The organism is Morganella sp. HMSC11D09 (genome assembly GCF_001807955.1).
Taxonomy (GTDB): domain Bacteria; phylum Pseudomonadota; class Gammaproteobacteria; order Enterobacterales; family Enterobacteriaceae; genus Morganella; species Morganella morganii.
The window spans coordinates 160,919-186,334 of record NZ_KV791692.1 but is presented as its reverse complement, the minus strand read 5'-3'; the positions used below and the strand labels follow the sequence as shown (position 1 = coordinate 186,334).

Genomic DNA, 25,416 nt, shown 5'->3' with positions numbered 1-25,416 from the left:
TCAGAAATGACCGCCGGTTTTTTTATATTTTCATTTTTTGTTTAATTATGATCTCAGTCGTATTCAGTTTCTGAATTTTGATCACATATTATTGCCTGAGAAATAAATGAACATATTACGACAGATATTCTGTTTCTTTTGCGATATGTTTTTATTTGCGAGATATTCTTATTTCAGTGGCTGCAGTTTAAATATCAGCTTAGTGATTATCTTCTTCGAATATATCCTGTACAGAAATACCTAACCGCTGCATACGGGATAATAATGTTGTCCGTTTCAGTCCCAGACGGGTTGCGGCACCCCGGGCACCGGCAACAACGCCGTTGGTGGCCTTCAGGGCAGCAATAATCCGGTCGCGCTCTTCGTCATCATTCTCCGGTGCAGCTGTCTGCATCCGTTTTTCCAGTGAGCTCGGGGTTTCCAGCGCCGTTTTCAGGCGTGAATGCTTTGGGATATTCAGTTCATGTAACTGAATGTTAAGGGTATTCCCGCGCGTCAGGATCACCGCCCGTTCAATCACATTTTCCAGTTCACGCACGTTGCCGGGCCACGGATAGCGGCTCAGCTGCTCCAGGGCATCACGCGGAATGCAGTCGATATTGCGGTTCATCCGGCGGGCAATCTTCTGTGTGAAGTAGGTCGCCAGCAGCGGAATATCCTCCGGACGTTCGCGCAGCGGCGGGATCCAGATAGGGAACACATTCAGCCGGTAGTAGAGATCTTCGCGGAACTCGCGCTCATCGGTCATGGATTTCAGGTTGCGGTTAGTGGCGGCAATCAGCCGCACATCCACCGGAATCACCTTATTACCGCCGATGCGTTCAATTTCCCGCTCCTGTAACACCCGCAGCAGTTTGGGCTGGAGATCCAGCGGCATATCGCCGATTTCATCAAGAAACAGGGTGCTTTTATCCGCCATTTCAAAGCGGCCGATATGAGTGGTGGTCGCGCCGGTGAAGGCGCCTTTGTCATGGCCGAACAGGTCGCTTTCCAGCAGCCCGGACGGGATGGCCGCGCAGTTCATTTTGATCATGCTGCGGTGATGGCGGTCACTCAGACGGTGGATGGCGCGGGCGATCAGCTCCTTCCCGGTGCCGGTTTCGCCGAGGATAAGCACGGTGCTGTCACTGGCGGCAACCAGATCCACCTGCTCCAGAATGTTGCGCATGGCATCACTCTGGAAAATGATTTCACTGAAACTTTCGTTGTTGTGAATCTGTTCGTTCAGCCACAGGTTTTCATGCTTGAGGCTGTCTTTCAGCCGGGTGATCTCTTCATAGGCCGCAGCATTATCCACCGCAATGGCAAACCGGGCGGCTATCTGCTTGAGCAGATTACAGTTATCGTCAGTAAAAATATGATTATTTTCATGAGATAATATCAGAACGCCCAGCGGCTTATGGTTAAATGCCAGCGGCAGCAGCAGGGTTTCTGTCATGCCCTGCGCACAGACATGCTGATACAGCGGATCCTCTGTGGCACTGTCGAGTGTCAGGCGCATCGGCTGGTTACTGTCCAGAACCTGTGCCAGATCAGGATGCAGTTCATCCAGATGATATAATGTCTTTTCTGCGGGTTTGCGGGCCTGGTAATAGCTGGAATAACAAAGATATACAGCAGAACTGTAATTATCACACAATGCAATGCTTATCTGGCTCAGCCCGAAAAACCGGTGGATCTCGCGGGAGACCTCAGCAACCAGGCCGTCCATCTCCAGATGGGAAAGCACTGAGTTGGTGATATCTACCAATATCCGGTACTGGTCACGTTCATGGCGTATGTGTTCGGTCTTGTCAGTGTTGTCCACAACGTCTCCGCTCGTCTTCGTCTTTCACATTCCTGATCCGGACGGATTGCTCTTAAAATTAATTCCCCTCTGCGTAGTTATAGGTATAAATAAGGTGCAGAGAGGTAATAACCATTATTGTAATGACTCTGTAAGAAAAGAATATCGCTGTCTGATTTAAGTTTGATCCAATCCCCTATTTTTCGGCGGGATGAAAACCTAATATATTATGACACATATTGATGATAGAAATTATCGTCAAAAATGTCGAACTGTGTGACGAATATTCTCATTATGACACACAGCACGGCAGCTTTATTTATTAATACGCTGATTTCACTGAAATTAAAAAAAATGCCAGACTGGCACGATGCATGCTTATTTCCTGATTATTCTAACCAGAGGACGGCTGCACCGGAGTGCCGGAAGTGAAGTCGCCGCGTATCATTCAGGAGAGTATGATGAACCGTTTCATCATTGCAGACCCAAAAAAGTGCATTGGCTGTCACACATGTGAAGTCGCTTGTGTTGTTTCGCATCAAGAGCAGGAAACCGGTATTGAAACAGTGGTGAAAGATGAATTCTTTCCCCGTATTCATGTGATGAAAGGGTACACTATCAGTACGGCGGTTGTCTGCCGTCAGTGTGAAGACGCACCGTGTGCCAATGTCTGCCCGAACGGCGCTATCAGCCGTAAAGATGATTTTGTGTATGTCGATCAGACCAAATGTATCGGCTGCAAAACCTGTGTGATTGCCTGTCCTTACGGCACCATGGAAGTGGTCAGCCGTCCTGTTGCACAACAGATCACTGCGCTGAACACCATTCCGCAGTACCGCGCGGAAGCCCACAAGTGCGATTTATGCCATACCCGTGCAGGCGGACCTGCCTGTGTGGAGGTGTGCCCGACTCATGCATTAATGGTGGTTGACCGTAATAAGATGGATGAGATTGTCAAAGAACGCCGCCGCCGCGCCGCATTTGAAATGCCGGCCGACCTGATGTCCTGAGGACAGACGGATGCATGAGGTGACGTTATGCCAGAATGCGCTTGATATTATCGAGCAGCAGGCAAAACAGAGCGGGGCGCAGCGCGTCACCGCTGTCTGGCTTGAACTGAGTGCGGTATCCTGTATCGAAGAAGATGCCCTGCATTTCTGCTTTGATATCGTCTGCCGTGATTCACTGGCGGAAGGGGCTGAACTGCATGTCACCACCGTCCCGGCGCAGGCCTGGTGCCGGGAGTGTCAGAAACCGGTCAGTGTGGCCGGATTTAACACCGGATGTCCGCACTGCGGCAGCCATAACCTGCAGGTGGACAGCAGTGATGCCATGCAGGTCAGACAAATCGAAATTCAGTAGTCCGGTAAGGACTTATCAGTCAATCAGGAGCCGGTTATGTGTTTAGGTATTCCCGGGCAAATCGTTGCCGTGGGTGACTCTGTAACAGACAATGCGCAGGTGGAAGTGTGTGGTGTCAGACGGGATGTGAACATCGCACTGGTTTGTGAAGGTGAGCCATCAGAAATGCTGGGGAAATGGGTGCTGGTTCATGTCGGTTTTGCCATGAGCATTATCGACGAACAGGAAGCCCGCGATACGCTGGATGCATTACTGGCTATGGAAAGTGTCGAAGAGGATGTGTCGTATTTTTTACGTGGTAATGCGTAGCGGTATGCTGTCCGGTAATTATGATTCCGGCGGCTGTTTCTCCGGCAGCGCGGTGGTAAATAACGATACGCTGACCCTCTGCTATAACGGCAATCCGGTGTACCGTGACGGATCACGGACATAGTGGCAGTGCCTGGCCCGGGAAAAACCGGACGGCGGCTTTGAGAAATACGGTTCCGCACCGGGACTGCCGGAAGGGTACAGCGCTGACGTGAGCAATCCGAAGGTCTGGCAGCACCGCTACTGGCAGCTTAACCGCGCGGAAGTGGCCTGACGGCAGATAAAAAAAGACCGGCGTTTAAGCACCGGTCTTTTTATGACAGACAATGATTACAGCGTGATTACACCAATTACGGCCATCACACTGAGGATGGTTGCCAGGCCGTAAAAGACCCAGCGTCCCGCAGGAACATGAATTTTCAGGTCATGCATGCAGTGGTGGATACGGTGAAGCGCACACCACAGCGGCAGGATGATCATCAGCAGCAGGAAAACCTTGCCGATAAAGCCCTGACAGAAGGCCAGGATACGGCTGTAACTGAGCATATCCGGTGCCACAGCAAACGGGACCAGAAAAGCCAGCAGCACAATAACGGCCGGTGAAACAATGGCACTCCACATGCCGCCTGCGCCAAACAATCCCCAGAAAACCGGTTCCTGTGAGCGTTTCGGATTCGGATTAATCATATCAGTTTCCTTCCTTATCACAGTAACGCAACGGCCAGAATGACGGCGTTAACAATGAGGGTCACCACCCAGAGCAGACGGACAATCGGCTCCGGTCCCATTTTTTCGTCTTTGATAACAATATTGACGGCTTTCGGTGCCAGCTGGAACCAGGTCACCGTGTGCAGCAGGGTACCGGCCAGAGTCAGGATATTAACCAGTACCACCACCGGATTCTGCAGGAAGTGGACATACCCTGCCCAGTCCGCCGGGCCGCCCTTAAGACAGTAAACGCCGTACATAACCAGCAGACTGAACCAGAGCTGGACCACTGCGGTGCCTTCCCGCAGCATGTAAAAACGGTAAAAACCGAGTTTATTCCACCATGTCGGTGTCATTTCACGCACATAAGGCTTACGTTTGGTCGTCATTTCTCTCTTCCTTATTGTGGTTTCAGACGGGCAATAATGTAATCTTCCGCACTGGCGGCTTTACCCTGCTGAATAGCGGCTGCCGGGTCCACATGTTTCGGACAGACTTCCGAGCAGTAACCCACGAAGGTACAGGTCCATACGCCGTTATCGCCGTTGATTTGTTTCATCCGCTCTTTTTTACCGTGATCGCGGCTGTCGGTGTTATAGCGCTGTGCCAGTGTCAGCACACCCGGGCCGAGGAATTCCGGATTCAGACCAAACTGCGGACAGGCCGCGTAGCACAGACCGCAGTTAATGCAGCCGGAGAACTGATGGTATTTCGCCATCTGTCCCGGGGTCTGGTTATTCGGGCCTTCGGACGGTTTGCGGTCATTGCCGATAATATAAGGCTTGATAGCTTCCAGGCTCTCGATAAAGTGCGTCATATCCACAACCAGATCGCGTTCGATCGGGAAGTTGCCGAGTGCCTCAATGTCCATGCCCTGCGGATATTCGCGCAGGAAGGTTTTACAGGCGAGCTTCGGCACCTTATTGACCATCATGCCGCAGGAGCCGCAGATAGCCATCCGGCAGGACCAGCGGTAGGAGAGATCCGGCGCCAGGTTGTCTTTGATATAGCCCAGCGCATCCAGCAGTGACGTCTGCTCATCGTAAGGCACCTGATACGTGACAGCATGCGGCTCATTATCCGTTTCCGGGTTATAGCGCATCACTGACATTTTCAGCATTTTCATCTCAGCCATTGACGTTTTCCTTCTCTTTTGCCGCCTGTTCAGCCGCTGCCGCTTCACCACCGTAGACACGTTTTGCCGGGGCGGATTTGGTTATCTTCACATCACTGTATTCCAGATGCGGCGAACCGTCCGGATTGTGGAAGGCGAGGGTGTGTTTCAGGAAATTGACATCGTCGCGCTCAGTACAGCCTTCATCCAGACGCTGGTGCGCACCGCGTGATTCTTTACGGTTAAAGGCGGAGTGCGCCATACATTCCGCGACATCCAGACCAAAGCCCAGCTCAATAGTGTAGAGCAGGTCGGTATTGAAGACAGAAGAGCGGTCAGTGATTTCAACGCGTCTGAAGCGCTCTTTCAGCTCAGCCAGTTTATCGATGGTTTTCTGCATCAGTTCCGGTGTGCGGTAGATACCGCAGCCTTCTTCCATTGCCTCACCCATCTCATCACGCAGTTTTGCCCAGTTTTCAGAGCCTTTCTGGTTCATCAGCGCTTTCAGATTGTTTTCAATGTCAGCGGTGCGGGCATCGATAGCATTACTGTTGGCAGCGTGTGTTTCCTGTGCGTGCTTAGCCGCTTCTTCCCCGGCCAGACGACCGAAGACCACCAGTTCCGCCAGGGAGTTGGAACCGAGGCGGTTAGCGCCGTGCAGACCGACGGAGGAACACTCACCGACAGCAAACAGCCCTTTGATGCGGGTTTCACAGCGCTGGTCGGTTTCGATACCACCCATGGTGTAGTGCGCGGTCGGACGGACAGGGATCGGCTCTTTGACCGGGTCCACGCCGACATACGCTTTCGCCAGCTCGCAGATAAACGGCAGGCGCTCCAGCAGTTTTTTCTCGCCGAGATGACGCAGATCCAGATAAACCACATCACCACGGTTGGTTTTGATAGTCCGGCCTTTGCGCCACTCGTGCCAGAACGCCTGGGAGACTTTATCGCGCGGGCCGAGTTCCATGTATTTGTTTTCCGGATGGCCGAGCGGGGTTTCCGGCCCCATGCCGTAATCCTGCAGATAGCGGTAGCCGTCTTTGTTGACCAGAATACCGCCTTCGCCCCGGCAGCCTTCTGTCATCAGAATACCGGAACCCGGCAGACCGGTCGGGTGATACTGAACGAATTCCATATCCCGCAGCGGCACGCCGTGACGGAAAGCCATTCCCATTCCGTCGCCGGTAACAATCCCGCCGTTGGTGTTATAGCGGTAAACACGACCGGCGCCGCCGGTGGCCATAATCACGGAATTGGCGCGGATCTGAACTTTTGTCCCTTCCATCATGTTGAGTGCCACCAGACCGCGCACATGGCCTTCATCCACAATGATATCGAGGACAAAATGCTCATCAAAACGCTGGATCTGAGGGTATTTCAGAGAGGTCTGGAACAGGGTGTGCAGCATATGAAAGCCGGTTTTATCGGCGGCAAACCAGGTCCGCTCGATTTTCATACCGCCGAAACGGCGCACGTTGACGGAACCGTCTTCTTTGCGGCTCCACGGGCAGCCCCACAGTTCCAGCTGGGTCATTTCTGTCGGACAGTGTTCGACAAAATACTCCACCACATCCTGCTCACATAACCAGTCGCCCCCGGACACCGTATCACTGAAATGATAATCATAGGAATCATGGGATTGTGTCACAGCCGCAGAGCCACCTTCTGCGGCCACGGTGTGACTGCGCATCGGGTAAACTTTTGAGATCAGAGCAATTTTCAGGTTCGGGTTAGCTTCCGCAGCGGCAATCGCCGCCCGCAGCCCTGCACCGCCTGCTCCGATAATTGCGATATCGGCATTAAAGGTTTGCACTGTGCTTCTCCATTGTTCAGGTAAATCGAAAGTTAAAATGTAAAAACGAAATCTGAAACGGGTACTTAAAATTGTTATCAGTAACCGAATCCTTTCAGTTGATAAAAACGCTAATCATTTTCGGTTACTGACTGGTTATAAAATCACATTCTGTTCAAAGTATAGCGAATAGCTGATCGTTTAAATTTGATATAACCAAGGGTTTTAAGCGCTAATTTTGCATTTTTGCGGATGAATAACCGGATATTTCAGGTAATCACCTAAGTAATTACTTGTGTGTAGTTATTTTGTTTTATTCCGGTTACATAAAATATACAGGGTAAACATATAATTAGCGCTAAAAGCATAGCGTATATCAGCGGCGGCACAATAACTAAATATCAGAGGTGTGAATCAGACAGAAAACAGGCGGAAAATCAGTCAGTTTACGGGTATTTCCTGCGGGAAAATCCGGATGTTGCGGATATGTGATATTCATCACGACTATGGATTATTTCGCTCTTATTTTTGGTGTTTTGTTTTCGTTTTTGCTCATTATCAATCATATGGAAAGAAAAAACGGCTAAGCTATAACCATAATAAAGGAACATGACTGAGAGGAACCCATGTCTGATTCACCTGTCAATGAAGCGGATGTCATTATCATCGGCGGTGGCGCAACCGGTGCCGGGATGGCGCGGGACTGTGCCCGGCGCGGCCTGCGCACTCTGTTACTGGAGCGGTTTGATATCGCGACCGGCGCGACCGGCCGTAACCACGGCCTGCTGCACAGTGGTGCCCGTTATGCGGTGACGGATCCGGAATCCGCCCGGGAGTGTATTTCGGAAAACCGGATCCTGCGGCGCATTGCCCGCCACTGTGTTGAGGAAACAGACGGCCTGTTTATCACACTGCCGGAAGATGAGATGGCGTACCAGGCCACGTTTACCGAGGCCTGCCGCGCGGCGGGTATTGAGACACAGGTGATGTCCCCGCAGGAGGCGCTGCGTTTTGAGCCGTCTGTAAACCCGGCGCTGCTGGGGGCGGTGAAAGTGCCGGATGGCACCGTGGATCCGTTCCGTCTGACTGCCGCCAATATGCTGGATGCGCGGGAGTACGGTGCGCAGGTGCTGACTTATCACGAAGTCGCGGATGTACTGCGTCAGGGCGATCAGGTGACCGGCGTGCAGGTTTATGATCATCAGAATCACCGCCGTTATCCGCTGTATGCGCCGGTGGTGGTTAATGCGGCAGGGATCTGGAGTCAGCGTATCGCCGGTTTTGCCGGGGTGCATATCAGCATGCTGCCCGCTAAAGGATCACTGCTGATCCTCGGGCACCGCCTTAACCAGCGTGTTATTAACCGCTGCCGCAGACCGGGTGATGCGGATATTCTGGTGCCGGGGGATACCATTTCCCTGATCGGCACCACTTCTGTTCATATTCCTTATGATGATATCGACAATATGATTGTCACGGCGGACGAGGTCGATACTCTGATCCGTGAAGGCTCACGGCTGGCTCCGGCAATGGCGCAGGCGCGTATTCTGCGGGCGTATGCCGGTGTCCGTCCGCTGGTGGCGGCGGATGACGACCCGACCGGGCGCAGTATCAGCCGGGGGATTGTGCTGCTGGATCATGAAAAACGCGACGGACTGCGCGGCTTCCTTACTATCACCGGCGGCAAGCTGATGACTTACCGGCTGATGGCGGAGTGGGCGACAGACGCGGTGTGCGCGAAGCTGGGTATAACGGCGCACTGTTCCACGGCGGAGGAGCCGCTGCCGGGTTCGGCGCATTCGGCGGAACAGACATTGCGTAAAGTGATCTCCCTTCCTGCCCCGCTGCGCGGATCGGCGGTGTACCGTCACGGCGATCGCGCGGCAGAATTGCCGCACACCACGCGGCTCGATAAAAGCCTGGTCTGTGAGTGTGAAGCGGTCACTGCCGGTGAGGTGCGCTATGCCACCGAAAGCCTGACGGTGAATAACCTGCTGGATCTGCGCCGCCGCACCCGTGTCGGCATGGGCACCTGCCAGGGCGAGCTGTGTGCCTGCCGTGCGGCGGAGCTGCTGACTCAGCTGAAAGTCACCACTGCTGAAAAATCCGAAACCGAACTGATGCACTTTCTGAATGAACGCTGGAAAGGTGTGCGTCCGGTGGCGTGGGGGAATGCGCTGCGGGAGAGTGAATTTACCGGCTGGGTGTATCAGGGATTGTGCGGGCTGGAAAACAGCGGGACAGAAGAACAGGGAGAGCAGCATGAAATATGATGTGGTTATCGCGGGTGGCGGCCTTGCCGGTCTCTCCTGCGGCGTGAAGCTGGCAGAGAGCGGACTGAGCTGCGCCATTATCAGCGCCGGACAGAGCGCGCTGCATTTCTCATCGGCGTCACTGGATCTGCTCTCGGCGCTGCCGGACGGGCAGCCGGTCACGGAGCCGCTTTCGGCACTGGCGGCGCTGGCACATCAGGCGCCTGCTCATCCTTACAGTGTGATAGGGGAAAGCGCGGTGCGCCGCTGCGTGTCACAGGCAATGTCGCTGTTACAGCAGGATACTTTACCGTTACAGGGATCGGCGGAGTGTAATCACTGGCGTCTGACCCCGGCAGGGCAGTGGCGGATGAGCTGGCTGACACCGGATGTGGTGCCGGTTCTGAGCGAAAAAATGACTGAAAACTGGCAGCCGGCTGCGGTTATCAGCATCACCGGTTTTCTTGATTTTCAGGCGGAAATGGCTGCCGCCGCACTGACCCGTCAGGGATATCCGGCGCAGGCGTATACCCTGCATCTGCCGTGCCTGGATAAATTACGTAATAATCCGAGTGAGTTTCGCTCTGTCAATATTGCCCGTGTGCTGGATTTGCCGCAGAACCGGCAGGAGTTGGCTGATGAGCTGGCGCAGTGCGGGATCACTGAACAAACTCTGATTTTACCGGCTTGCTTCGGGGCGGAAAACAGTGACGGAATTGCCTTCTTACAACAGCAACTGAATAAAACGGTTTATCAGCTGCCGACCCTCCCGCCGTCACTGCTGGGGATCCGCCTGCATCAGGCATTACTGCGCCGTTTCCGTCGGGCGGGCGGGTTTGTGATGCCGGGAGACAGTGTCATTTCTGTCCGTCGTGACGGTGAGCGGATCACTCAGCTGTTTACCCGCAATCACGGTGATATTCCGGTACAGGCTGAGCAGTTTGTGCTGGCGACCGGCAGTTTCTTCAGTAACGGGCTGGCGAGCGATATTGATCATATTTATGAGCCACTGCTGAATCTGAATCTGACTGAAACATTGCCGCGCCGGGAATGGACATCGGCAGATCTGTTTGCCCGTCAGCGCTATCTGGAGGCCGGGGTGGCGACAGATGCATATCTGCATCCGGCGGATGCGCACGGCACTATCACTAACCTGTATGCCGCCGGGGCGGTACTGGGCGGGTATAACCCGTTACAGGAGGGATGCGGGGCGGGTGTTTCTCTTGTCACTGCGATGTACGCAGCGGAACAGATTCTGGCGCAGATTGGCGTGGTGGTAACGGAGGCACAGGTATGAGTACGGGACAAACACAGTTCGAGAACTGCATCAAATGTACAGTCTGTACAACTTACTGCCCGGTGGCGAAGGTGAATCCGGATTATCCCGGCCCGAAACAGGCGGGGCCGGACGGCGAGCGGCTGCGCCTGAAAGACGCCATGCTGTATGATGATGCGCTCACCCTCTGCACCAACTGCAAACGCTGCGAAGTGGCGGGCCCGTCAGATGTCCGTATCGGGGATATTATCGCCCGCGCCAAACTGACGTATTCTCCGTCACGGCCTAAGATCCGCGACGCGATTCTGAGCCACACCGATCTGATGGGATCACTCTCCTCACCATTTGCGCCGGTGGTTAACACCATCACCGGCCTGAAACCGGTGCGTAAACTGCTGGATACCGCTCTGAAGATTGATCACCGCCGTGAGCTGCCGAAATATTCGTTCGGCACCTTCCGCCGCTGGTACAAAAAACAGCAGGAAAAACAGGCAAAATTCGGCGAACAGGTCGCGTACTTCCACGGTTGTTATGTGAATTATAACCATCCGCAGCTCGGTAAAGATGTGATTAAGGTCTTTAACAGCATGGGGATCGGCGTGCAGTTGCTGGAGCGGGAAAAATGCTGTGGTGTGGCGCTGATCGCTAACGGTTTTGCAAAGCAGGCGAAAAAACAGGCGGCGGTGAATGTGGAATCCCTCACCAAAGCCATTGTTGAACAGAAGATGCCGGTGATTGCGACATCCTCCACCTGTGCTTTTACCCTGCGGGATGAATATCCGCATATCCTGGATGTGGATACCGCGCCGCTGCGCGATAACATAGAGCTGGTGACCCGCTATCTTTACCGGCGGATGCAGGACGGGCGCAAACCGGTCCTGCGGCACATGCCGCTGAAAGTCGGTTATCACACGCCGTGCCATATGGAAAAAATGGGCTGGACGGCCTATTCCCTTGAGCTTATCCGCTCAATTCCGGGGGTGGAACTGATCGTGCTGGATTCACAATGCTGTGGTATCGCCGGAACTTACGGGTTTAAAAAGGAAAACTACGAAACATCTCAGGCGATTGGTTCCCCGCTGTTCCGCCAGATAGAGGAAAGCGGTATTGATCTGGTGATCAGTGACTGTGAAACCTGCAAATGGCAGATTGAGATGTCCACCAGCAAAAAATGCGAACACCCGATATCTCTGCTGGCGCGGGCGCTGGCATAAATAAAGGATGACAGAAACCGGCTGAATATTACGTATAAACCGCATTTTCTATTCACTTTCCTCTTCCGCCCGGTGCTAGCATCGGGCGGATTTTTAAAGAAGATGATAAAGATATTGAGAGGAAAATGAACAACTTCGCATCACATTCAGTCACTAAATATATTATTGCCGTCTCCGTGGTATTCCTGCTTTCCGCCTGCTCAAGCCGCCTGCCGAATCACACCGAACAATCTGATTTTCTGAGTGACTATCAGCGCCTGACCGAAACAGAAACAGCTTCCGGCGAGGTGATTAAATCCTGGCGTGCTGACGATTTCACCGCAGAAAGCCCGAAAACAAAGCTTATCTTTACGCCGGTTGTGTTTAAGCCGCTGAATGAAAATAACAAAATGGGTAAACAGTTTATGACTGTTTTGCTCAATTACACCAATCAGCAGATCAAAAGTGAGCTGGCAAAACGGTATCAGCTGACAGAAACTGCCGCACCGGGTGTGCTGCGTTTTGAGGGCGTGGTTACTGCCGTTAAGGTCACCAACAAAGATTCCAAACCCTATGAGGTCTTACCGGTGATGCTGATTGTCGCCGGAACACAGCTGGCAATCGGTAACCGTGATGCGGATACGTCAATGTATTTTGAATGGAAAATCACCGATTCCGTATCAAAAAAACCGTATCTTGAAGCGATCCGCAAAAATAAAGGTGAGCAGATGAGTAATAAGGATCAGACCATCACCTTACAGGAACTGAAAGCAGCGGTTGATACGATCGCCGCAGAGATCCTGCCCGCCGCATAATGAATACCGGCGGCGGATTACAGACAATAACGCCCGGTTATCCCGGGCGTTATTGAACAGAATAATAAGCAGATTAATACAGCCAGTCGCGACCCATGCGGTCAGCAGCCATAATAGCGGCATAGACCTGGTCGGAATCGACTTCAAACGGCATGTTGTAGATGGTTTCGTTGTCCGCGCAGCTCAGCTCGGCAACCGCCATCACTTTCTCTTCCAGCTCGGTACCGATGCTGTCCACACCCAGTTCTTCCAGGGTGATTGGCAGACCGACCTGTGCACAGAATTCCAGTACGGTTTCCAGCTCTTCCGCCGGGGCATTTTCCAGTACTAACTGTACGAGGGTGCCGAATGCCACTTTTTCACCGTGGTACATGTGGTGGCACTCTTCCAGCGCGGTAAAGCCGTTGTGGATAGCATGTGCCGCCGCAAGACCGGCACTTTCAAAGCCCAGCCCGCTGAGCAGGGTGTTGGCTTCAATGATGTTTTCCACCGCTTTGGTGCTGACTCCGGCTTCCACCGCCAGTTTGGCTTTGATGCCGTCGCTGAGCAGAGTATCAAAGCAGAGATTCGCCAGTGCCAGTGCCGCCAGTGTGGTACTGCCGCCGGCCATAGTGGCTTTTCCGGCTGCACTGCATGCACGCGCCTCAAAGTAAGTGGCCAGAGCATCACCCATTCCGGCAACCAGCAGACGTGCCGGCGCGCGGGCAATGATATTGGTATCCATCACCACCACGTTCGGGTTCTGCGGATAGAACAGGTAGCTGTCGAACGCACCGAGTTCATTATAGATAACGGACAGTGCGCTGGTCGGCGCATCGGTTGATGCGATAGTCGGGGCAATGATCACCGGCAGTTTGGCAAAATGCGCCACGGCCTTGGCGGTATCCAGTGTTTTACCGCCGCCCACACCCAGTACCGCCTGGCATTTGTGGTTTTTCGCCAGTTTGGTCAGACGGTCGATCTCCTCGTGAGTACACTCGCCGCCGAAGGTTTCAAAGACACCGCTGACTTCGTATTCGCTCAGGCTGTCATTCACAATATCGCCCACCAGTTCGCGGACAAATTTATCAGCAATCACCAACGTTTTTTCCGCTAATGGTCTGATGTATTTACCCACATGGTAAAGCGCGTCCGGACCCTGAATGTATTTGGCCGGGGATTGGATCACTTTTAACATACTCAAACTCCTGAATGCATTCGCGTTATGGTGTCAGTGAGGGATATTCCGTCTGAATCAGACTAACAGTTACAGTAACGGATATGTGAGAGCTGACGCACTGTACGGGCCGGGAGCACGGGGGCAGATCGGGAAAATGTGATACAGACGACAGCGCAGAGGCAGGATAGCGCCTCTGCGTGTCAGAAAAATGAACAATCAGTGATGCGCGGGCAGGGAGCCGTCAGCGCGTTGCGCAAAAAAAGAGCGCAGGATCAGATTAAGCAGCACGCCGTAAGCCGGCAGGAAGAACAGCATGCAGATAGTGACTTTGAAACTGTAATCCACCAGGGCGATTTCCACCCAGTTTGCCGCCATGAACGGATCGGTACTGCGCCAGAAGGCGATAAAGAAGAAAGCCAGGGTATCGATCAGGTTACCGACAAACATCGCGGCAGCCGGTGCCACATACCAGCGGCGGTTCTGACGCAGGCGGTTAAAGACATTCACATCCAGAATCTGTCCGAGGGCATAGGCCATAAAGCTGGCGGCGGCAATCCGCGCCACAAACAGGTTGAAGTGTGACAGTGCCTCAAAACCGGCCCATTCCCCCTGAAAGAACAGGGCGGAGACCACATAGGAAATCGCCAGAGCCGGGATCATCACCGAGGTAATAATCCGCCGTGCCAGCGGTGCGCCGTAGATACGGACGGTCAGGTCAGTCGCCAGGAAAATAAACGGAAACGTGAAAGCCCCCCAGGTGGTATGGAAGCCGAAAATGGTGATCGGCAACTGCACCAGGTAGTTACTGGAGGTAATGATCAGAACATGAAAAAGTGATAACCAGATAAGCGCAGTGCGCCGCTGGCGGGCAGATAAATCAAACATATTGTACCTTTTTGGTGGTTGGGGTGAGGGAACCCAATAATCTCAGCGCGCAATAATACGCCGTTTGCGCAACAAAAGCAAAGGACTCTCCCGGAGGGAAAACAGCCCGGAAGATTAAAAACACAGAAGCGGCGCCGGGCTTTTATTTCCGGTATAATTCCCGGATTCGTTACTTAACAGGACAATCATGATGTCTGATACTTTTTCCTGTGCCGATAAAACACTCGACACACTCGGGCTGCGCTGCCCGGAGCCGGTGATGCTGGTGCGTAAAACCATCCGCGGGATGAATACCGGTGAAGTTTTGCTGGTGGTGGCGGATGATCCGGCAACCACGCGGGACATTCCCGGGTTCTGCCGTTTTATGGAGCATGAGCTGGTGGCTCAGGAAGCTGAAACCGCGCCGTACCGCTATCTGATCCGCAAAAAAGAGAGTGCGCTGTAATCCATCTTTCAGGGACTGAACCATGCTTGACCGCTTTGATACCTTTCTGCTGGCGCAGAAACACTCGTCTCTGACCGGCTGGCACCGGTTTATCCTTGAATTCTGGTTTTTTGGTCTGAAAGAGGCACGGGCGTGCCTGTTTGCCGCCTTCTTTTTCCTCGCCCTGTTTCTGGTGCCTGCCGCCGGTGTCGCCGGGATCCCCCGTTATGATTTTCTGCTGATCCTGGCGGTCCTGTTTCAGGCTGCTATGGTGTGGAAAAAGCTGGAAACCACGGATGAACTGAAAGCCATCTGTATTTTCCATGTGGTCGGTTTTGTCATGGAGTTGTTTAAAACCTCATCCGCTATCGGTTCGTGGAGTTATCCTGATGAGGCGTATACCAAATTATGGAATGTGCCGTTATTCACCGGGTTTATGTATGCGGCTGTCGGCAGTTATGTGATTCAGGCGTGGCGCTTCCTGAACGTCCGGATTGAAAACTTCCCGCCGTACTGGCTGGCGACCCTGATTGCGCTGGCGATTTATGTGAATTTCTTTGCTCATCACTTCACCGGCGATTACCGCTGGTATCTCACCGCCTTTATTCTCGGGCTGTATGCGCGGACCATGGTTTATTACACGCCGTATGATAAAGAGCGCAAAATGCCGTTGTTACTGAGTTTTGTGCTGATCGGCTTTTTTATCTGGCTGGCGGAAAACTTCGGTACCTTTTTCGGTGTCTGGCAGTATCCGAACCAGATCGGGGCGTGGGCGACCGTGCATGCCGGAAAATGGGCATCCTGGTCGCTGCTGGTGATTGTCACCTTCACGATTGTGGCCTATCTCAAGCACATTAAAGCCACGATCCTGGTGGTGAGATAAAAAAAGGGATGCCGCAGCATCCCTTTTCAGTCAGTAACCCGTGGTTATTTTTTCATGACCCGCAGCAGGCGGACAGCGTTGGCGGTCACCAGTGCGGTCGCACCGGAGTCAGCCAGAACCGCAACCCACAGGCCGGTCAGCCCCATCAGGGTGGTGACCAGGAACACGGCTTTCAGACCCAGAGCGATAGTAATGTTCTCGCGGATAATCTTACGGGTGGCCCGCGACAGCGTGATCACTTCGGCAATGCCGGTCAGGCGGTTGTGAGTCAGTGCGGCATCGGCGGTTTCCAGTGCCACATCGGTCCCGCTGCCCATGGCAACCCCGATACTGGCTGCTTTCATTGCCGGGGCATCATTGATACCGTCGCCGACCATCATGGTGTGATGTTCATTATTCAGCGCCATCACCGCTTTGACTTTATCTTCCGGCATCAGTCCGGCACGGAAATCCATGCCGATGGTACCGGCGATAGCAGCGGCTGCACGCGGGTTATCCCCGGTCAGCATCACGGCGCTGACACCCATCGCTTTCAGCTGGCTGATGGCTTCAATGGCATCACTGCGCAGCGTATCCTGCATGGCGATAAGTCCGGTTAGCCGGTTACCTGCAACCACAGCAACGACCGTTTTCCCTTCATTTTCCAGCCGGGTCACTTCTGCTGCAGCGGCATCGGTCAGCAGGCCGTCTGCCAGTTTACCCGGTGCGCTGACCAGGATGGTCACACCGCTGAGTTCACCTTCAACCCCTTTACCGGCATGGGCTTTACGGTTTTCCGCTTCGGTGATAGTCAGCCCCAGAGCTTCAGTGCGCTCCAGAATCGCTTTGGCTAACGGGTGATGTGACCCGCTTTCCACGGCGGAGGCAAACGTCAGCACATCCGCATCACTGTGGTTATTCAGGGCAACAATATCAGTCACCTGCGGTTTACCCTCTGTCAGCGTACCGGTTTTATCCAGCGCGACAGTGGTCACGGTACCCAGCTGCTCCAGTGCGGCACCGCCTTTGATCAGCGCACCACGGCGGGTGGCGGCGGCCAGCGCGGAGGTGATAGCCGCAGGGGTGGAAATTACCAGTGCACACGGACAACCAATCAGCAGCAGTGTCAGACCACGGTAGATCCACGGATACCATTCCTGGCCCATAAACAGCGGCGGAATAACAATCACCAGGGCGGAGAACAGCATAATCATCGGCGTATAGTAGCGGCTGAAACGGTCGATAAAGCGCTCGATTGGTGCACGGCGCTCTTCCGCTTCCTCAATCAGTGTCAGAATACGGTCGATGGCGTTCTGACCCTGCTCGGAGACCACTTTCATCTGCACTGCGCGATCCACTGACAGCGAACCGGCAGCCACTTTTTCACCCTGTGCCCGCTCAACCGGGACGGATTCCCCGGTCAGGGCGCTTTCGTCAAAGCTGGCAAACTCACTGAGAAGTTCGGCATCTGTCGGCAGGCGTCCGCCAGGTGCGATTTCAATAATGTCGCCGGGACGCAGCTGTGCAACCGGCACGGATACTTTCTGCCTGTCCTTAATCACCACCGCATCTTCCGGCACCAGCGCCATCAGCGCGCTGACTCCCCGCCGTGCACGGCCTGCCGCATAGGATTCCAGCATTTCGCCCAGCAGGAACAGCAGGATAACCATGGCCGCTTCTTCAGTGGCGCCGATAATTATGGCGCCGACTGCCGCGACCGTCATCAGCGTTTCAATCGCAAACGGGGTGCCGGAGCGGATAAGACGCAGCGAGCTTTTGGCGATCGGGAACAGCCCGATCAGCGTTGAGGCGATAAAGGCGTATTTGCCGAACTCCGGGTTCACAAACTCCAGCGCGTAGCTGAGGGCAATCAGCACCGCCAGAATCAGCATCGGCGTTGCCTGTTTCAGCAGGCTCTGCTCTTCTTTTTTCTTCGGTGCGGCACTGCTGCCGTTCAGATCCCAGAGGACAAATCCGGCCTGCTGAACAGCACTGGTCACATCCGCGCGGACATCCCCGGCGGCATCCACCACCAGTTTTTCGGTGGCAAACATCACTTTTGCCTGGGTGACCGCCGCAATTTTCAGAACGGCAGTTTCAATCTTGCGCGCACAGCTCGGGCAGTCCATCCCTTCCACCTGCCAGTTGTAACGCTGGCTGCCGCTTAATTCAGGCAGTGCGGTATCATCCGGGGCGGCGTGATCGTGTGAACAGCAGCTGCCGTGTGCGTGTTCATGACCGGCGTGGTCATGGTCATGTTCAGAATGCGCATGATCGTGCGGGGCATGACCATGCGCACGGGACTCATCGTCGTCGTGTTCCGGATGTTCATGCTCACTGTGATCGTGTGCGGTATGGTCGTGTGACTGATGAGCCTGTGACTCACTTTTTCCGCCGGTGGTGCAGGCAGATTTGCTGCCGCAGCAGTTGCTGGTATGAGTATGCTCATGATGTTCTTTGTTCGGGTGCATAAACACCTCCCTGTTCAACGGTGAGTTGATGTTAATTTTTCTCATTAACAGGAAGTGTACACATTGGAGTCTACTCCAGAGTCAACAACAGGGGCGCATAATTATTGGCAAATTGTGCGCTCCTGTTGTCAGGGGCAGAATTACATCAGCGTGATAGCGCGGACAATCAGGAAATGCCCGAGGAAATAGAAGGTGGAATACACCGCTTTGGCCAGTTTAAAGGTAAACAGGAAGCGGTTAATCAGCCACAGGATCAGGTTCAGCACCAGACAGAATGCCCCGATCATCAGGGAGAAGTTGTAATCGGTACCCAGCCCGAAGAACTGCTCTCCGGCAAGCCAGCCCATCACCAGCGCACTGAGCAGCGCCGTCAGCACCGGTACTTTATGATCGCCGAGTTTGTACCAGAGCAGCGCGAGTACCGCGATGGCAATCACCGGCACGGCAATCATCAGCGGAATATAGAAGGTGAAATTATTGAGCAGGGCGAAGCTCAGGGCATAGAGCAGATAAAACACGGCACTGGTATACAGTGACAGGTCGATTTTATTATCAGCAACCAGGCGGATGGTATCGGAGACAATGGCCACTAACAGCCCGACACACACCAGATACCCGGAGATATCCAGCCCGTAATCCCCGCTCCACGCCCACAGCAGCAACAGCAGCAGGGTGACGGGACGGAAAACCCAGCGCTGCCAGTTTGGTCCCCGGTAGGCGGCGTCGATATAGAGCCAGCCGGAAAAAAGTACAGCAATAAATGGCCAATTCATAGGGTGTCCTTGAGGTATGTTGATGGCGATTAACACCTGAATATTTGATAATATCCCGTATTTACAGAACACGATCAACCAGATTGCAGGAAAACAACCATACTCATGAACAAATTCGGTTTGTTAGGTTTTATTGTCGCCGCTTTGATTATTATCCTGGCGACCCGCCGCTTCTTTGAACAGCGCAAACAAAATGAGATAAATGACCATTCTGCGGTGGTGACATATCAGGTCACGGTGACAGAGAAAAAGGATTATCCGTACCCGAATATGCGTTCCCGTGAGCGGGATGTGGTTTTCCCGGAAACCTTCCGTTATGAGGTGCATTTCACGCCGCTGTCGGGGAAAACCATTGTGGTGTACATCAAAGAGGATGAATATAAAGAGATTACCCTGCATTCACGCGGAACGCTGTCAATGCAGGGGACGCGGTTTATCCGTTATGAGCCGCTGCGTTGATCAGGGTTTATCCTGATCTTTCAGTTCTGCCTGCTGGCGGCGCAGCAGGGCGAGCAGTTCAAACACACCGAATAAAAAGACACGTACTTTACCGGCGGCTGTCAGTTTCTTATCCTGCGGCTGACCGGCATTGAACAGCGACATCAGCAGCCCGTGCATCACCACCATAAAAAAGGTGGCGATATGCATAAAGATATTCAGCGGTTTCGGGAACGGATGCACCAGGCTGAAAATCAGAAAACCCCAGACGGCCAGCATCAGTATGCGGCCAATATTAATCAGGAACATACGGACTCCTGTTCAGTCGTCTGCGTCTGACGCAGATAAAGACGATACGCAACCTGGCCGGCCACCTTCTCCCGGTGGCACACCCAGTTACCCGGAACAACCAGTGTGTCTGATTCCGCCTCGGCTTCAATGTAGATCATTGCTTCCGGGCTGAGCCAGTTATTCTGCTCCAGTAAATCAACGGTTTCCTGAAGCAGCCCTTTACGGAACGGCGGGTCGAGAAACACCACATCAAACGGCGTTCCTGGCTGTGCCAGAAACTGCAGGGCGCTCTGATTAACGACAGTGGCCTGTTCACATTTGAGCAGACGGGCATTGGCGCTGATCTGAGCTGCAACGGCGCGGTTGAGTTCTGTAAATGTCACGGCGGAGGCATAGCGGGAAAGTGCCTCAAAACCGAGTGCGCCGCTGCCTGCAAACGCATCAAGACAGCGCGCGCCGTTAATCACCGGCATCAGCCAGTTAAACAGGGTTTCGCGCACGCGATCAGTGGTCGGGCGCAGGCCGTCATGTGTCAGAACCGGCAGTTTACGTCCGCGCCAGAGACCGGCGATAATGCGGATCTGCCCTTGTGGTGCGGTTTGAGCTTTTTTAACCATAACCTTCGTAACTTATTAATTCTGAAATTATTAATTCAGAAATATGAATAACAGACGGGAAAACAGCGGAATATTATACGCAGGTTTTGTAAAAATTCGTTTAAATTTAATATGAAATTACGGAAAGCCGATGCGCAACCATCCTGTGAAATGATAGACTGCGTCTGATTTGCAACTAATGATGATAAAGACGCCATATCTGCTCAGGATTTTCCGGACATACCGTGCCGGAAGGTGACGGGTGGCAGTATGCAAGGAGTATAGTGGCTGTGGCAAAAGAGAAGAAAAAAGGTTTTTTTTCCTGGCTGGGTTTTGGCCGTAAAGAAGATGAACAGGCGCAGCAGGAACAGGCGGCTCAGGAAGAACAGGCACATTTAGCCGAAGAACAGGTCCGCCGTGATGCAGAGGCGGCTGAACAGGCGCGTTTAGCCGAAGAACAGGCCCGTCGTGATGAAGAAGCGGCTGAACAGGCGCGTTTAGCCGAAGAACAGGCCCGTCGTGATGAAGAAGCGGCTGAACAGGCGCGTTTAGCCGAAGAGCAGGCCCGCCGTGATGCAGAGGCAGCGGAACAGGCTCGTCAGGCAGAAGAACAGGCCCGTCGTGATGCGGAAGCCGCGAAACAGCAGCGTCTGGCAGAAGAAAGACGTCAGGCGGAAGCGCAGGCTGCAGAGCAGCAGCGTGTGGAAGAAGAACAGCGCCGTCTGAAAGAGCAGGCACTGCGTGACGCGGAAGCCGCGAAACAGCAGCGTATCGCGGAAGAAAAACGTCTGGCCGAAGAACAGGCCGCAGAGCAGCAGCGTTTAGCACAAGAGCAGAAACAGCGTGATGCCGAAGCCGCTGAACAGGCGCGTCTGGCCGAAGAACAGCGTCTTGCGCAGGAGGAAGAAGCCCGCCGTCTCGCGGAAGCCGAAGCGGAAGCACAGGACGCGGCACTGGTTGAAAATGAATCTCCGGCACCGGCGGACACGCAGGAAAGACCGGCAAAAGAAGGGTTCTTTGCCCGTCTGAAACGCAGCCTGGTGCGCACCCGTGAGAATATCGGCTCCGGTTTCTTCGGGATCTTCCGTGGCAAAAAGATCGATGACGATCTGTTTGAAGAGCTGGAAGAACAATTGCTGGTGGCCGATGTCGGTGTGGAAACCACCCGCAAGATCATCACCAGTCTGACTCAGCATGCCAGCCGCCGTGATCTGAAAGATGCGGAAGCCTTATTCGTTAAACTGCGCGAAGAGATGGGCGAGATCCTGGCAACAGTCGATAAGCCGCTGGAAATTGAAGATAAAAAACCGTATGTGATCCTGATGGTCGGCGTCAATGGTGTCGGTAAAACCACCACCATCGGTAAAATGGCGCGTCAGTATCAGGCTCAGGGTAAATCTGTCATGCTGGCTGCCGGAGATACCTTCCGTGCAGCTGCGGTGGAACAGCTCCAGGTCTGGGGCGAGCGCAACAATATCCCGGTGGTGGCACAGCACACCGGCGCGGATCCGGCCTCGGTGATTTTTGATGCCATTCAGTCCGCCAAAGCCAAAGGGGTGGATGTGCTGATTGCGGACACCGCAGGGCGTCTGCAGAACAAAGCGCACCTGATGGAAGAGCTCAAGAAAATCGTGCGGGTGATGAAGAAACTTGATGAAGATGCCCCGCATGAGATTATGCTGACATTAGATGCCAGTACCGGACAGAACGCTGTCAGCCAGGCGCGTCTCTTTAATGAAGCGGTCGGCCTGACCGGGCTGACTCTGACCAAACTTGACGGAACGGCGAAAGGCGGTGTGATCTTTGCCATTGCAGACCAGTTCGGTATTCCTATCCGGTATATCGGGGTGGGTGAAGGTATTGAAGATCTGCGTCCTTTCAAAGCCGGTGATTTTATTGAGGCACTTTTTGCCCGGGAGGATTAATCATCCATGATTCGCTTTGAACACGTCAGTAAAGCCTATTTAGGCGGCCGTCAGGCGCTCCAGGGGGTGGATTTCCATATCCGCCCGGCGGAGATGGTCTTCCTGACCGGCCATTCCGGCGCAGGGAAGAGTACCCTGCTGAAACTGATTTGTGGGATTGAGCGACCCAGTGACGGCACCATTTTATTTGACGGCCACAACATCAGCCGTCTGAAAAACCGTGAAGTGCCTTTCCTGCGCCGCCAAATCGGCATGATTTTTCAGGATCACCATCTGCTGCTGGATCGCACGGTATATGACAATGTGGCGATGCCGCTGATCATTGCCGGTGCCAGTCCGGAAGATATCCGCCGCCGCGTCAGTGCCGCGCTGGATAAAGTCGGTCTGCTGGATAAGGCCCGTAACTTCCCGGTCCAGCTCTCCGGCGGTGAACAGCAGCGCGTGGGCATTGCCCGTGCGGTGGTCAATAAACCGATGGTGCTGCTGGCGGATGAACCGACCGGTAACCTGGACAGCGAGCTGTCTGAAGGGATTTTACGGCTGTTTGAAGAGTTTAACCGTGTGGGTGTCACCGTACTGATGGCAACACACGATATCATGCTGATTGAACGGCGTAATTACCGCGTGCTGACGCTGAGTCAGGGACGCATGGCGGGAGGTCATCATGGCTAAACAACCGCGTAAACCCGTAAAAAAAATGCCGTCCAAAGCCAAAGCGCTGAAAGGCGGCTGGCGGGAACAGTGGCGGCATGCGTGGGTAAACACGCTGGGCGATATGCTGCGCCAGCCGCTGTCAACACTGCTGACAGTGATGGTGATTGCAATCTCCCTGACACTGCCGAGTGTCTTTTATATCGTCTGGAAAAACGTCAGCCATGCGGCGGAACAGTGGTATCCGACCCCGCAACTGACCGTTTATCTGGATAAAGGTCTGGATGAACAGGGCGGTCAGAAACTGGCGGACGAGCTGAAAGCGCTCGACGGCGTGGAGAGCGTTAATTATCTCTCCCGCGACCAGGCGATAACCGAATTCCGCGCCTGGTCCGGATTCAGTACCGCGCTGGATATGCTGGAAGAAAACCCGCTGCCGGCAGTGGCTATCGTCACACCGAAAGTGGATATGCAGAGCAGCGAAACGCTCTCCACCCTGCGTGATCGTGTCACGGCACTGTCCGGGATTGATGAGGTGCGGATGGATGACAGCTGGTTTGCCCGGCTGGCGGCACTGACCGGCCTGGTGGGGCAGATTGCCTCGCTGATCGGGGTGCTGATGGTTGTGGCCCTGTTCCTGGTGATTGGCAACAGCGTGCGGCTCAATATTTTCAGCCGCCGCGAAACCATCAATGTGATGAAACTGATCGGCGCGACAGACGGCTTTATTCTGCGTCCGTTCCTCAACGGCGGCATGCTGCTCGGGGCGTTCGGCGCAATATTGTCACTGGTGTTATCCTCTCTGCTGGTCTGGAAACTGGGTGATGTTGTGACCGATGTGTCCAAAATTTTCGGCACCACATTTGCACTGACCGGGCTGGACTGGGACGAAGCACTGCTGATTGTGCTGGTGTCAGGTATGATTGGCTGGGTTGCCGCCTGGCTGGCAACGGTCCGCCATTTACGGAATTTTATGCCGCAGTAACTGTCTCACTATCCGGCGGGGCATTATCCCGCCGGGTATCCCGCATCACCGGTTTACATTCAACCAAATGACAACGCCGGCACTAAGTGATAGGCGTAACTCTGTCCTGTGTTGTACACTATTCACCATTACCGTCTGCCGACGTCATTTTTATTTGTACTGAGGACTGAATGACTAAAGATACGCAATTCCCTGTTTTAGTTCCGCAAGGGAGCATTGAGGCCTATATCCGGGCAGCTAACCAGTATCCGATGCTGACAGCCGAAGAAGAAAAAGAGCTGGCTGAGCGTCTGTATTATGACGGCGACCTTGAGGCCGCGAAAAAACTGATCATGTCGCATCTGCGGTTTGTTATCCATGTCGCCCGCAGTTATTCAGGTTATGGCCTGCCTCAGGCGGATCTTATCCAGGAAGGCAATATCGGGCTGATGAAAGCGGTGCGCCGTTTTAACCCGGAAATGGGTGTGCGCCTGGTGTCGTTTGCGGTTCACTGGATCAAAGCTGAAATTCATGAGTATGTGCTGCGCAACTGGCGCATCGTTAAAATCGCCACCACCAAAGCACAGCGCAAACTGTTTTTTAATCTGCGCAAATCCAAAAAACGTCTGGGCTGGTTTAACCAGGACGAAGTGGAAATGGTGGCGAAAGAGCTGGGGGTAACCAGCAAAGATGTGCTGGAAATGGAATCCCGCATGGCGGCGCAGGACATGGCATTTGATATGTCCGATGACGACGACGGCGATCACCCTGTGGTGGCACCGGCACTGTTCCTGGAAGATAAATCCTCTGATTTCGCGGATGAAATCGAGGAAGATAACTGGGATAACCACGCCACGGACAAACTCACCCTGGCGATTGATTCACTGGATGAGCGCAGCCGTGACATTATCCGTGCCCGCTGGCTGGATGATGACAGCAAAACCACCCTCCAGGAACTGGCGGATAAATACGGCGTTTCTGCAGAGCGCGTCCGTCAGCTGGAAAAAAATGCCATGAAAAAACTGCGCGAGGCGATTGAGGGCTGATAACAATGCTCCCGTTTCCGCCGCAATCTGTTATGGTAGCCATAGTATTTTCTGATAATCACTGACGGGGATATTATGGCTTTTTCGTCTGAAGACAAGGTAGTTTTACTGGCGGTAAAGGGCGTGGGCACGAAAGTTATCGAACGCCTTGAGCAGATGGGTTTCTCAGACCTTAATCAGCTTGCTGCTGCAGATGCCCAATCCCTGCTGAGTGCAGGTGCGGCACTCACCGGCTCCACCTGCTGGCGCAACAGTCCGCTGGCCAGAAAAGCCATTGAGTCTGCCATAGCGGCAGCACGCCAGGCACAGAATCCGTCCTGA

Annotated in this window: 26 protein-coding genes and 1 pseudogene; 16 read left to right on the top strand and 11 right to left on the bottom strand. The window is 53.8% G+C overall.

Translation table 11 applies throughout. The annotated features are described in order from the left end of the window. Window positions 1-199 precede the first annotated feature (199 nt). Window positions 200-1,807 (bottom strand): sigma 54-interacting transcriptional regulator, encoded by a 1,608-nt coding sequence (locus tag HMPREF3119_RS10860; RefSeq protein WP_004240587.1) that lies wholly within the window; start codon window positions 1,805-1,807, stop codon window positions 200-202. Between the two features lie 440 nt (window positions 1,808-2,247). Between HMPREF3119_RS10860 and hydN the strand changes: the two genes are divergently transcribed. From hydN to HMPREF3119_RS20020, 4 genes and pseudogenes are all read left to right on the top strand, one after another. Further along, on the top strand, window positions 2,248-2,796 hold the full coding sequence (hydN, locus tag HMPREF3119_RS10855; RefSeq protein WP_004240585.1) for an electron transport protein HydN: 549 nt from the start codon (window positions 2,248-2,250) through the stop codon (window positions 2,794-2,796). A gap of 10 nt (window positions 2,797-2,806) precedes the next feature. After that, the gene (gene hypA / locus HMPREF3119_RS10850; RefSeq protein ID WP_004236221.1) at window positions 2,807-3,148 is read left to right on the top strand and encodes a hydrogenase maturation nickel metallochaperone HypA; all 342 of its coding nucleotides are present in this window, start codon (window positions 2,807-2,809) and stop codon (window positions 3,146-3,148) included. A gap of 36 nt (window positions 3,149-3,184) precedes the next feature. Next, entirely contained in the window at window positions 3,185-3,457 is a 273-nt protein-coding gene (hybG, locus tag HMPREF3119_RS10845; protein WP_004236222.1) for a hydrogenase maturation factor HybG, read from the top strand. A 19-nt stretch (window positions 3,458-3,476) separates the two neighbouring features. Beyond that, window positions 3,477-3,695, top strand: a pseudogene (locus HMPREF3119_RS20020) (glycosyl hydrolase family 32); the annotation flags it as partial. 92 nt (window positions 3,696-3,787) lie between these two features. Here HMPREF3119_RS20020 and frdD read toward each other — a convergent pair. From frdD to frdA, 4 genes are read right to left on the bottom strand one after another with little or no spacing between them, the layout of a single operon-like run. Then, on the bottom strand, window positions 3,788-4,144 hold the full coding sequence (frdD, locus tag HMPREF3119_RS10840) for a fumarate reductase subunit FrdD (RefSeq protein WP_004240583.1): 357 nt from the start codon (window positions 4,142-4,144) through the stop codon (window positions 3,788-3,790). A gap of 17 nt (window positions 4,145-4,161) precedes the next feature. Then, window positions 4,162-4,554: a fumarate reductase subunit FrdC gene (frdC, locus tag HMPREF3119_RS10835; protein ID WP_004236225.1), complete on the bottom strand. Its 393-nt coding sequence runs from the start codon at window positions 4,552-4,554 to the stop codon at window positions 4,162-4,164. A gap of 11 nt (window positions 4,555-4,565) precedes the next feature. Beyond that, entirely contained in the window at window positions 4,566-5,300 is a 735-nt protein-coding gene (locus HMPREF3119_RS10830) for a succinate dehydrogenase/fumarate reductase iron-sulfur subunit (protein WP_004236226.1), read from the bottom strand. After that, on the bottom strand, window positions 5,293-7,095 hold the full coding sequence (frdA, locus tag HMPREF3119_RS10825) for a fumarate reductase (quinol) flavoprotein subunit (RefSeq protein WP_015422988.1): 1,803 nt from the start codon (window positions 7,093-7,095) through the stop codon (window positions 5,293-5,295). The genes HMPREF3119_RS10830 and frdA overlap by 8 nt, the downstream gene beginning before the upstream one ends. Window positions 7,096-7,700: 605 nt before the next feature. Between frdA and glpA the strand changes: the two genes are divergently transcribed. From glpA to HMPREF3119_RS10805, 4 genes are all read left to right on the top strand, one after another. Further along, window positions 7,701-9,347 (top strand): anaerobic glycerol-3-phosphate dehydrogenase subunit A, encoded by a 1,647-nt coding sequence (gene glpA, locus HMPREF3119_RS10820; protein ID WP_004236228.1) that lies wholly within the window; start codon window positions 7,701-7,703, stop codon window positions 9,345-9,347. Beyond that, a complete protein-coding gene (glpB, locus tag HMPREF3119_RS10815; RefSeq protein WP_004236229.1) occupies window positions 9,337-10,623 on the top strand; it encodes a glycerol-3-phosphate dehydrogenase subunit GlpB in 1,287 nt (428 codons plus the stop codon). Before glpA ends, glpB begins: the two co-directional genes overlap by 11 nt. Further along, window positions 10,620-11,816: an anaerobic glycerol-3-phosphate dehydrogenase subunit GlpC gene (gene glpC / locus HMPREF3119_RS10810; protein WP_070579684.1), complete on the top strand. Its 1,197-nt coding sequence runs from the start codon at window positions 10,620-10,622 to the stop codon at window positions 11,814-11,816. Before glpB ends, glpC begins: the two co-directional genes overlap by 4 nt. A 125-nt stretch (window positions 11,817-11,941) precedes the next feature. After that, window positions 11,942-12,610, top strand: a complete 669-nt coding sequence (locus HMPREF3119_RS10805) for a DUF3313 domain-containing protein (protein ID WP_070579681.1) — start codon at window positions 11,942-11,944, stop codon at window positions 12,608-12,610. A 73-nt stretch (window positions 12,611-12,683) separates the two neighbouring features. Here HMPREF3119_RS10805 and HMPREF3119_RS10800 read toward each other — a convergent pair whose 3' ends face one another. Together HMPREF3119_RS10800 and HMPREF3119_RS10795 are read right to left on the bottom strand one after the other, a co-directional pair. Then, window positions 12,684-13,787: a glycerol dehydrogenase gene (locus tag HMPREF3119_RS10800; RefSeq protein ID WP_004236232.1), complete on the bottom strand. Its 1,104-nt coding sequence runs from the start codon at window positions 13,785-13,787 to the stop codon at window positions 12,684-12,686. Window positions 13,788-13,985: 198 nt separating this feature from the next. Next, entirely contained in the window at window positions 13,986-14,654 is a 669-nt protein-coding gene (locus HMPREF3119_RS10795) for a 7-cyano-7-deazaguanine/7-aminomethyl-7-deazaguanine transporter (protein WP_004236234.1), read from the bottom strand. A 190-nt stretch (window positions 14,655-14,844) separates the two neighbouring features. On the opposite strand from HMPREF3119_RS10795, the gene tusA reads away from it, so the two are divergent. Both tusA and HMPREF3119_RS10785 read left to right on the top strand, forming a co-directional pair. Continuing rightward, window positions 14,845-15,099: a sulfurtransferase TusA gene (gene tusA / locus HMPREF3119_RS10790; RefSeq protein WP_004240576.1), complete on the top strand. Its 255-nt coding sequence runs from the start codon at window positions 14,845-14,847 to the stop codon at window positions 15,097-15,099. Window positions 15,100-15,121: 22 nt separating this feature from the next. Then, the gene (locus HMPREF3119_RS10785; protein ID WP_049245697.1) at window positions 15,122-15,961 is read left to right on the top strand and encodes a DUF817 domain-containing protein; all 840 of its coding nucleotides are present in this window, start codon (window positions 15,122-15,124) and stop codon (window positions 15,959-15,961) included. A 44-nt stretch (window positions 15,962-16,005) separates the two neighbouring features. On the opposite strand, the gene HMPREF3119_RS10780 is transcribed toward HMPREF3119_RS10785, so the two are convergent. Next, on the bottom strand, window positions 16,006-18,411 hold the full coding sequence (locus tag HMPREF3119_RS10780) for a zinc/cadmium/mercury/lead-transporting ATPase (protein WP_070579678.1): 2,406 nt from the start codon (window positions 18,409-18,411) through the stop codon (window positions 16,006-16,008). Between the two features lie 140 nt (window positions 18,412-18,551). Further along, window positions 18,552-19,184 carry a lysoplasmalogenase gene (locus tag HMPREF3119_RS10775; protein ID WP_004236242.1) on the bottom strand — a complete coding sequence of 211 codons (633 nt, stop codon included), beginning with the start codon at window positions 19,182-19,184 and terminating at the stop codon, window positions 18,552-18,554. Between the two features lie 105 nt (window positions 19,185-19,289). Between HMPREF3119_RS10775 and HMPREF3119_RS10770 the strand changes: the two genes are divergently transcribed. After that, a complete protein-coding gene (locus tag HMPREF3119_RS10770; protein ID WP_004236243.1) occupies window positions 19,290-19,643 on the top strand; it encodes a DUF2500 domain-containing protein in 354 nt (117 codons plus the stop codon). Here HMPREF3119_RS10770 and HMPREF3119_RS10765 read toward each other — a convergent pair whose 3' ends face one another. Both HMPREF3119_RS10765 and rsmD read right to left on the bottom strand, forming a co-directional pair. Next, on the bottom strand, window positions 19,644-19,931 hold the full coding sequence (locus tag HMPREF3119_RS10765) for a DUF1145 family protein (protein ID WP_004236245.1): 288 nt from the start codon (window positions 19,929-19,931) through the stop codon (window positions 19,644-19,646). Then, entirely contained in the window at window positions 19,922-20,530 is a 609-nt protein-coding gene (gene rsmD / locus HMPREF3119_RS10760) for a 16S rRNA (guanine(966)-N(2))-methyltransferase (protein ID WP_004236246.1), read from the bottom strand. The genes HMPREF3119_RS10765 and rsmD overlap by 10 nt, the downstream gene beginning before the upstream one ends. Before the next feature lie 269 nt (window positions 20,531-20,799). Here rsmD and ftsY point away from each other — a divergent pair, with 269 nt between their 5' ends. From ftsY to HMPREF3119_RS10735, 5 genes are all read left to right on the top strand, one after another. Continuing rightward, a complete protein-coding gene (ftsY, locus tag HMPREF3119_RS10755; RefSeq protein ID WP_070579711.1) occupies window positions 20,800-22,434 on the top strand; it encodes a signal recognition particle-docking protein FtsY in 1,635 nt (544 codons plus the stop codon). Between the two features lie 6 nt (window positions 22,435-22,440). Beyond that, window positions 22,441-23,106 carry a cell division ATP-binding protein FtsE gene (gene ftsE, locus HMPREF3119_RS10750; protein ID WP_004236250.1) on the top strand — a complete coding sequence of 222 codons (666 nt, stop codon included), beginning with the start codon at window positions 22,441-22,443 and terminating at the stop codon, window positions 23,104-23,106. Next, on the top strand, window positions 23,099-24,070 hold the full coding sequence (gene ftsX / locus HMPREF3119_RS10745) for a permease-like cell division protein FtsX (protein ID WP_004236251.1): 972 nt from the start codon (window positions 23,099-23,101) through the stop codon (window positions 24,068-24,070). Before ftsE ends, ftsX begins: the two co-directional genes overlap by 8 nt. Window positions 24,071-24,240: 170 nt before the next feature. Further along, the gene (gene rpoH, locus HMPREF3119_RS10740) at window positions 24,241-25,095 is read left to right on the top strand and encodes an RNA polymerase sigma factor RpoH (protein ID WP_004236252.1); all 855 of its coding nucleotides are present in this window, start codon (window positions 24,241-24,243) and stop codon (window positions 25,093-25,095) included. Window positions 25,096-25,170: 75 nt separating this feature from the next. Then, window positions 25,171-25,416: a Pathogenicity locus gene (locus HMPREF3119_RS10735; RefSeq protein ID WP_070579676.1), complete on the top strand. Its 246-nt coding sequence runs from the start codon at window positions 25,171-25,173 to the stop codon at window positions 25,414-25,416.

Coding starts and splice junctions, on each gene's coding strand:
- hydN (WP_004240585.1), top strand. CDS start 2,248: ATGAACCGTTTCATCATTGCAGACCCAAAAAAGTGCATTGGCTGTCAC.
- hypA (WP_004236221.1), top strand. CDS start 2,807: ATGCATGAGGTGACGTTATGCCAGAATGCGCTTGATATTATCGAGCAG.
- hybG (WP_004236222.1), top strand. CDS start 3,185: ATGTGTTTAGGTATTCCCGGGCAAATCGTTGCCGTGGGTGACTCTGTA.
- frdD (WP_004240583.1), bottom strand. CDS start 4,144: ATGATTAATCCGAATCCGAAACGCTCACAGGAACCGGTTTTCTGGGGA.
- frdC (WP_004236225.1), bottom strand. CDS start 4,554: ATGACGACCAAACGTAAGCCTTATGTGCGTGAAATGACACCGACATGG.
- HMPREF3119_RS10830 (WP_004236226.1), bottom strand. CDS start 5,300: ATGGCTGAGATGAAAATGCTGAAAATGTCAGTGATGCGCTATAACCCG.
- glpA (WP_004236228.1), top strand. CDS start 7,701: ATGTCTGATTCACCTGTCAATGAAGCGGATGTCATTATCATCGGCGGT.
- glpB (WP_004236229.1), top strand. CDS start 9,337: ATGAAATATGATGTGGTTATCGCGGGTGGCGGCCTTGCCGGTCTCTCC.
- glpC (WP_070579684.1), top strand. CDS start 10,620: ATGAGTACGGGACAAACACAGTTCGAGAACTGCATCAAATGTACAGTC.
- HMPREF3119_RS10805 (WP_070579681.1), top strand. CDS start 11,942: ATGAACAACTTCGCATCACATTCAGTCACTAAATATATTATTGCCGTC.
- HMPREF3119_RS10800 (WP_004236232.1), bottom strand. CDS start 13,787: ATGTTAAAAGTGATCCAATCCCCGGCCAAATACATTCAGGGTCCGGAC.
- HMPREF3119_RS10795 (WP_004236234.1), bottom strand. CDS start 14,654: ATGTTTGATTTATCTGCCCGCCAGCGGCGCACTGCGCTTATCTGGTTA.
- tusA (WP_004240576.1), top strand. CDS start 14,845: ATGTCTGATACTTTTTCCTGTGCCGATAAAACACTCGACACACTCGGG.
- HMPREF3119_RS10785 (WP_049245697.1), top strand. CDS start 15,122: ATGCTTGACCGCTTTGATACCTTTCTGCTGGCGCAGAAACACTCGTCT.
- HMPREF3119_RS10780 (WP_070579678.1), bottom strand. CDS start 18,411: ATGCACCCGAACAAAGAACATCATGAGCATACTCATACCAGCAACTGC.
- HMPREF3119_RS10775 (WP_004236242.1), bottom strand. CDS start 19,184: ATGAATTGGCCATTTATTGCTGTACTTTTTTCCGGCTGGCTCTATATC.
- HMPREF3119_RS10770 (WP_004236243.1), top strand. CDS start 19,290: ATGAACAAATTCGGTTTGTTAGGTTTTATTGTCGCCGCTTTGATTATT.
- HMPREF3119_RS10765 (WP_004236245.1), bottom strand. CDS start 19,931: ATGTTCCTGATTAATATTGGCCGCATACTGATGCTGGCCGTCTGGGGT.
- rsmD (WP_004236246.1), bottom strand. CDS start 20,530: ATGGTTAAAAAAGCTCAAACCGCACCACAAGGGCAGATCCGCATTATC.
- ftsE (WP_004236250.1), top strand. CDS start 22,441: ATGATTCGCTTTGAACACGTCAGTAAAGCCTATTTAGGCGGCCGTCAG.
- ftsX (WP_004236251.1), top strand. CDS start 23,099: ATGGCTAAACAACCGCGTAAACCCGTAAAAAAAATGCCGTCCAAAGCC.
- rpoH (WP_004236252.1), top strand. CDS start 24,241: ATGACTAAAGATACGCAATTCCCTGTTTTAGTTCCGCAAGGGAGCATT.
- HMPREF3119_RS10735 (WP_070579676.1), top strand. CDS start 25,171: ATGGCTTTTTCGTCTGAAGACAAGGTAGTTTTACTGGCGGTAAAGGGC.